This is a genomic window from Comamonas koreensis (genome assembly GCF_021026195.1).
Classification (GTDB): domain Bacteria; phylum Pseudomonadota; class Gammaproteobacteria; order Burkholderiales; family Burkholderiaceae_C; genus Comamonas; species Comamonas koreensis.
This window is the reverse complement of the sequence record NZ_JAJNCT010000022.1, coordinates 1-6,309: the sequence shown is the minus strand read 5'-3', so window position 1 is coordinate 6,309 and position 6,309 is coordinate 1. Positions and strand designations below refer to the sequence as shown.

Here is a 6,309-nt window from a genome sequence, read left to right as displayed (position 1 = left end):
CTCTGCTATTCCACCTACTGTCCAAACGATTGGCACTGCTGATCAAGATTGCATCGGCCCTAACACCGTTGGCTCAGACCCAGAAAGCTTAGAGGCGCTGGACATACTTTGCGCGTACCGGCCAGACATTCACAAGAAAGATTGGCGCGGACGCAGTGTGGTCCGCGAGGCAAAAGGCCGAGAGAAGAATGCCGGACAACCTGAGATGCGCGAGATTCTTGAACGGCACTTCCCCGACACCGATTTTGAACTACCCTAGCGAAAACCGCCCTATTGAACTATCGCTTTTTGTCCCGGTTCGACTTCCGCTTAGGGTCGTCTGCCGACTTTCAGAACTGATGTTTTGTGAGCCAGCTGAGATGTGTTCTGTCTAGGCCCTTTTCGTCTCATGGAGGAAATTTTCGATTTCCCCCAGCTTATGAATGCCGAGGCCCTTAATGTTTAACAACTCTTTGCGCTCCATCGCAAGCAGTTGCTCAACGGTAGTGATCCCACCACGAAGCAAGACTTGAACAGTTGCCGGAGCCAGTGCGCCGTTAAGAGATGAGCCTTTGATGTGGCGTATGGGCGAATAGATCCGCGCTGGGATAAAGGACTTGTCGGGGAAGAGCGCAGCCTCTATCTGCTTGAACCGGAACATTCCCATCCCCCACATCTTTAACAGTTGGTTCGGATAGGCCCTGTGAACTCCCTCAACTGTATGGACGCCATTTCGTTCCAGAATAGTCTTCACTCGCAGCGGCAGTAGGTCGCCTATAGGTGTTTCGGATTTTGGCATTTGATCATAGGGCATTTGAATTCCATCAAAAATGGCATCCTTCAATCTTATGTAACCTCTCATTGCAGTCTCATTGATGGGCAGCATAAAGACAAGGTAATTATCAATGCGAGTGCTGACCTACTGAGTCATAGCCGATATATTTTTCTTCTGACGGGCTTTCAATTTTCGGCACCAAGCTCACAGACCAGTGACCGCTCTCGTCTTGGCTCGGTGCTAGAAGGTCATATGTCTTAACCATACTCAGTAGACCTGAATGCCCGAAAGTTTGTGGAGAGAAGCCAGGGTCCATCCGTTTGAGATACTGCCCTAACAGTCCCAAACCAACTTTCCCTTCAGACGTGTCTCCAGCAAGGAGGGACACCGCATCAACGAGAAATCGAGGGCGCCTTTTAGGTAGCGGCTTGAGCGCATCCTGCTTCAAGGGGTCAACTTTAACTTGTTCCGCTTTTGCCAAATTTTTGGATGCGGGGTCGGTGACTTCCTCGGGCTGAATGTCAGGGCGAGTCCATTCGAAGAATTGGTCGCTTGCGTTCCTCAACGCTTCCGGGGTCTTGGGTTCACCAACAATGCAAACAGTTGCCCCGCGCTCTCGTGCAGGTGAGGTGTTGTACGCTAAGCTTTACGAGGCTGTGCTGGCCCTTTCCGACGGTGCGAGCGAGTGTCCTGCTTGTGGAACAGGACTGACCGCTGTAGCTCAGGACCCGTTCTCAAGGGCGCGAGCGGGCCTGGAAGCAACTCGCGCAATTGGCTGCACTCCAGCAGGAGGAGGCCAGACTAAGAACCGAGTTAAGCGAGGCAATTCGTACTCGGTGGGTCCAGATGCGCCGCGTGATTGCGGCAGCCGCGATTGCCTGTCCCGCCGAATTGCAGGCCGGGGGCCTGCCGCCCCTGCCGATCACCGCGGTGGGCAACTGGCTGGGACTTTGGGTTGATGGAGACCGGCGGCCCTGGCAAACCCTGCTGCGGATCGCTGAAGTCATTGAAGGTTTCGATATTCGGGCGCGTGAGGTGCACGCTCAACGCCGCACGCTAGCCCAAGAGAGAGACCACCTGCAGCAGCAGCAATTAGAGATGGAGCGGCTTAGAACCATGCGCGCGACCGCCGATCAAGACCTGCAGGTTGCCCACCAGACGGTGGCTCAGTTTGACGAGGCTAATCGCGACTTGATCCAAGCCGTCGCGGCCGAGATGCCGCAGGTGGCACATCATCAGCGAATCAAGGTCGCCTACGATGGGTTCCTGCCCGAGATCCAGGCCTACCTCGCGGCGCTGCCAGGTGCTTTGCTGCAAGGCTTGGGAGAACAAGCTCGCCATCTGTACAACGCATTCAACCGGGCTGATCCGCCAGGCGACTTGCTGCACGCTCTGTGGTTACCACTGGCAGAGAACGGCAAGATTGAGGTGGAATTCGCCGGTGAGCCGGGCGTACGCTACGATGCACTTATAGTGTTCAGCGAAGGGCATATCAAATGTCTGGGTCTGGCAATTTTGCTGGCAAAGAACATCGCTCAGAAGTGCCCAGTGATTGTCTTCGATGACGTCGTCAACGCGATCGATGACGACCACCGCGATGGAATCTGGCGCACGTTCTTCGAAGATGGTCTGCTCGATGGCAAACAGATAATCCTCACATCACACGCTGAAGAATTCCTGCACCGTATCCAACAAGAGTTGGGTGTCCGACGTGCGGGGGCGGTCAAGCGATATAAGTTCCTCCCGCATCAGGGAGAGCACGAGCTGCGTGTCGAGAGAGATCCGCCAATGAAGAACTACGTGCTGCTTGCACAGCAGGCGTTGGCAGCTGATGAGAAGCGAGAGGCACTGCGCCAAGCTCGTCCGGCGCTGGAGAGCCTAACGGACCGTCTCTGGACATGGCTGGGCCGAAGGACAGATGGGCGAATCGACATCAAGCTGAGTGGGCCCCGCTCACCCTGGGAGTTGAACAATAAATGCAGCAAGCTGCGATCGGCGGTCGATCGGATCGCGACACAGCACCCTGGTGCGCCTCAGGCTGTCGTGGCGCTCGCGGCCTTGCTCAACGTGAGTGGCTCGAGTATAGAGTGGGGTTACCTCAACAGCGGCGTGCACGATTCACAGCGCGATCATGAGTTTGATCGTGCAACCGTTAAAGTCGTTGTGGAGTCAATTACGGCATTAGATGACGCGCTTGACGCCCTGCAGAGGCGCTGAGCGGTCGGGCGTTGATGACCGCCCGGTCCCTGCAGCGTAAGAGGTCAGCAGGCATGTTGCCGATGAAAGACTGCAGTCGCCGCAAAGCAAGCATTAACTGCCGTAAAAACGAACGTCAGCAACGGGTCGGAAGCCGCCATCGGGCCGAGCACGGCCAGCTGAACGAGTGCGCACTATCATTGCATGCTCGGTCATCGTGCGTACGCAAAGTTTAAGTCGTAGGTGGTTGGCGGACCTGCTAGTACGGTCAGCTAGCAGGCCAGGTCGCTTGAGAAGCGTAGAGGCAAACGCTGTGCTTGGTTGCGGTAGTTTTTGAAAAGAGGTGCCCTCAGCATGTTGTACCTCGTATTTGTATTTATATGCCAACCTTCCTTCGTTGTGTCATAGTGCTCCCAATGGCACCACAGTCTCAACAACGCAAGCGTCAGGCCGCTACGAACTCATCTACTGCTGATGAGTATGGAAAGGAACACGTTGTTGAATCCAACCCAGCCAAATTGGCTTATCGCGTTAGACAAAAATTGCCACGTGGTAGCTACGTTGTAAAGGCGCTGAAAGGTAAAGAGGCCTTCGAGGCTGCAGTGGCTGCTGGAATCTTCACTCCAACGGGCCGCTTAGCAAAAGCCTATACCAATGCACAAACACGGGCTCGCCGATCCGTCCCATGACGTCTTAACGAGATCGTCTCCAAGGGTACGAGCCTATAGTTCGATTGGCAGAAGGCTAGTTTTGCGGATAGTCGCTCCAGTAAACGCTTGCTGGTCGGCTGACTTCTGGATGGCTTGAACTTGCGCCTCGCTCAGGGGGCCGTCGTCGAGTTCATAGCCTACTTCCTCGCCAGCTGCAGATTGGTCTTGTTGAGGGATCTTGGGTTGGCTGTTCGGAGTCATAGTTGTCTATCCTATTTTTGACCGCAAGTCCGCATTGAAGTGGTGCAGCAGATACGTTGGCTGATCCGGCCAAGTGCGATCATCCATCCTATCGAGGGTTTTGAACATTACAGTAGCGCGGATCACCGCTTCTATATTGTGGAAACGTGGGCCTCAAAGGCGAAAGCCAGATCAACGGATCTGGCTTTCAAGTCGGCTTCAGATAACGTCTTCTCCAGGTGCTTACACATGAAGATAGTGGTTAAAGAACTAATAATTTTATAATAATTTATTGGCCATATACTTCTATTTCAGAATATGCGAGCCAAGATCCATAGTTGCCGGCGTGGAGTACTACATATCGTGTATTCATATCACTAGATAATGCTAATGTAATTGGTGCTCTATCTCCGTGCTTAGGCACCATGAAGTCTTGATACGTGCCAATTACAGATCCTGTGGAATTGGTAGAAGATTGCACAGAAAATTCTATTTTGAATTCTTCATGCATTTTAACAGTGGATCTAGGAGTTACCCTTAAAAATTTTACGTTTTTTGCTGTTCCTAAATCCAGAACAACCGTACCCGTTGGGGCTCCAGCATTCCACATATCATTATAAGACCCATTGTAAAGGTTTGAGATACCAGAATTAGTTTGCGGAGACCAGGCACTTTGAATATTGTGGCGCTTTAAAGAGTTTGGTGAGCTATTCCATTTGGTAGAATAAATTGCAGATCCATCTTCCGCATATTTCCCTGTATATTGGCCATTTTTTTTCAGGAACCATTCGCGTTGTAATGGCCGAGTATTGTAGTCGCCATGTCTAGAGGCGATCGCTGCTGCAATAGGTGCAGAAAATGATGTGCCTGACAAAACTTGAGTCTGTGAGGAGTTGTATCTTAGAGAGGTTATCTGTTGCGATGGCGCCCAAATCTCGACACAGGGTCCAAAGTTACTACCCTCTGCGGTAACCACTGTCGGTGGAGTGGTGTGATTAAAGTAAACCGGATCGTTTGCAGATCTATTGCCCAATCTGTCATGGCCGCCAACAAGCATAATTGCATCCCAAGGCAGTGCAGTGTCATTGAACGTATAACCCCAGCCGCATTGATTACTATTATTATTCCCTGCTGATTGCAATATCAAATGATAATTACTCGCAATAGCCATTGCGCGTCCGCGAGCATGGCTGAATTCTTGAGTGTTATTGCCGGGGTACTGTATTGCGCCATTGTTTAAGGACATAGATATGACGCCCCAGTCTCTTGCAACATCGGAGTAACTTACTATTTCATTTAAAGCGTTGATCACTGGTGTGTCTGCTATGCCATATCCTTTATGACTAATCGGCTGTCCTGGATTAACTCCTCTAGACAACATATTATTTTGTTTAGCACCAATTACGCCAGTAACATGGGCTGAATGCCAGTATTCCCAAATATCTACTGATGAGGAGGCTGACTGGTTGGATCCAATCACAATATCTTGGGATATTGGGCTCATAAGTGGCCCTTCGATAGTATATAGTCGAGCGGCATTGCTTGGTGGTGCATAGTTGCCAAGGGTATTTGTATAGGAAAGCCACCATGGAACTACTTCCGATCCCGAGATAGTGTCACCAATTGCAGTTGTAGTTGATTGGGATAGGACAATATTAGCCTCCTTCCCTTCCAGTTCAGATATTGAGATTACTCCTTCCGCTCTGGAAATTTTTTCCAAATCACTCGGCGTAGCATAAATTTCGAATTCTGTAGCGACCCATGATCGAACCTGTTCTGGTTTTCTTCCGATTAAATTGGAAACTATATCGGCTGCAAACCTAACTTCCGGCAATTCTAGATTAGGGTCTCCAGGTTTTACTTTATGGACATCTGCTAGAGTATAGCCTGCTTTATCCGCTTTTTCTTTTAAAGAATCAGTGTAAAATGGAGACAGTTGAACTGCGTACCTATATTCCCCGCGACTATTTACTATAGGCTTTTGTGCCTTATAAAGTGTAAATGATTTCTCTTCGGCATGAGAGAAAGTCAGCATAAGCGATGCAGTTAATGTGATGATAAATGAATTCTTATGTATTTTCATATTCTCAATTTAGTTGATTTAGTTCGAGCAGTAAATTCCAATTAAATTGTTAATATTTACCGTCAAATCATTTATATTGTAATTTGAAGTATTAGGCACTCGGGTTTTCCCTGTATTTTTTTGAAACAATTAAGTAGATTTGTATCTTCCCCCATGCTCTTTAGTAGTTCAAATTGAATTTATGAGTATTCGCGATGGTGTTGTATTTAATTTCCAATTAACAAAATTTCACTTTTGTGAGGATTTTTCAATTAGGGTTTAAGTGGAGAGGAACATCTATCGAAAACGTACCATTGTGTTTTTAGCATCACATGAAATGCCTGTTAGGGCCGATGCAATCTTGATCAGCAGTGCCAATCGTTTGGACAGTAGGTGGAATAGCAGAG

At 49.6% G+C, this 6,309-nt stretch carries 5 protein-coding genes; 2 read left to right on the top strand and 3 right to left on the bottom strand.

From position 1 onward, the window contains the following. A partial coding sequence (locus tag LPW39_RS17870; RefSeq protein ID WP_230778363.1) for a hypothetical protein occupies window positions 1-259 on the top strand: 259 nt, incomplete at its 5' end. A gap of 111 nt (window positions 260-370) precedes the next feature. Here LPW39_RS17870 and LPW39_RS17865 read toward each other — a convergent pair. Next, complete coding sequence (locus tag LPW39_RS17865) at window positions 371-793, bottom strand: DNA-directed RNA polymerase subunit alpha C-terminal domain-containing protein (RefSeq protein ID WP_230778361.1); 423 nt, start codon at window positions 791-793, stop codon at window positions 371-373. A gap of 88 nt (window positions 794-881) precedes the next feature. Further along, window positions 882-1,142 carry an OST-HTH/LOTUS domain-containing protein gene (locus LPW39_RS23535; protein ID WP_330166621.1) on the bottom strand — a complete coding sequence of 87 codons (261 nt, stop codon included), beginning with the start codon at window positions 1,140-1,142 and terminating at the stop codon, window positions 882-884. 458 nt (window positions 1,143-1,600) lie between these two features. Between LPW39_RS23535 and LPW39_RS17855 the strand changes: the two genes are divergently transcribed. Further along, the gene (locus LPW39_RS17855) at window positions 1,601-2,971 is read left to right on the top strand and encodes a hypothetical protein (protein WP_230778359.1); all 1,371 of its coding nucleotides are present in this window, start codon (window positions 1,601-1,603) and stop codon (window positions 2,969-2,971) included. A 1,158-nt stretch (window positions 2,972-4,129) separates the two neighbouring features. On the opposite strand, the gene LPW39_RS17850 is transcribed toward LPW39_RS17855, so the two are convergent. Further along, window positions 4,130-5,923, bottom strand: coding sequence for a S8/S53 family peptidase (locus tag LPW39_RS17850; protein WP_230778355.1), 1,794 nt, complete (start codon window positions 5,921-5,923; stop codon window positions 4,130-4,132). Window positions 5,924-6,309: the final 386 nt, after the last annotated feature.

Coding starts and splice junctions, on each gene's coding strand:
- LPW39_RS17865 (WP_230778361.1), bottom strand. CDS start 793: ATGCCCTATGATCAAATGCCAAAATCCGAAACACCTATAGGCGACCTA.
- LPW39_RS17855 (WP_230778359.1), top strand. CDS start 1,601: ATGCGCCGCGTGATTGCGGCAGCCGCGATTGCCTGTCCCGCCGAATTG.
- LPW39_RS17850 (WP_230778355.1), bottom strand. CDS start 5,923: ATGAAAATACATAAGAATTCATTTATCATCACATTAACTGCATCGCTT.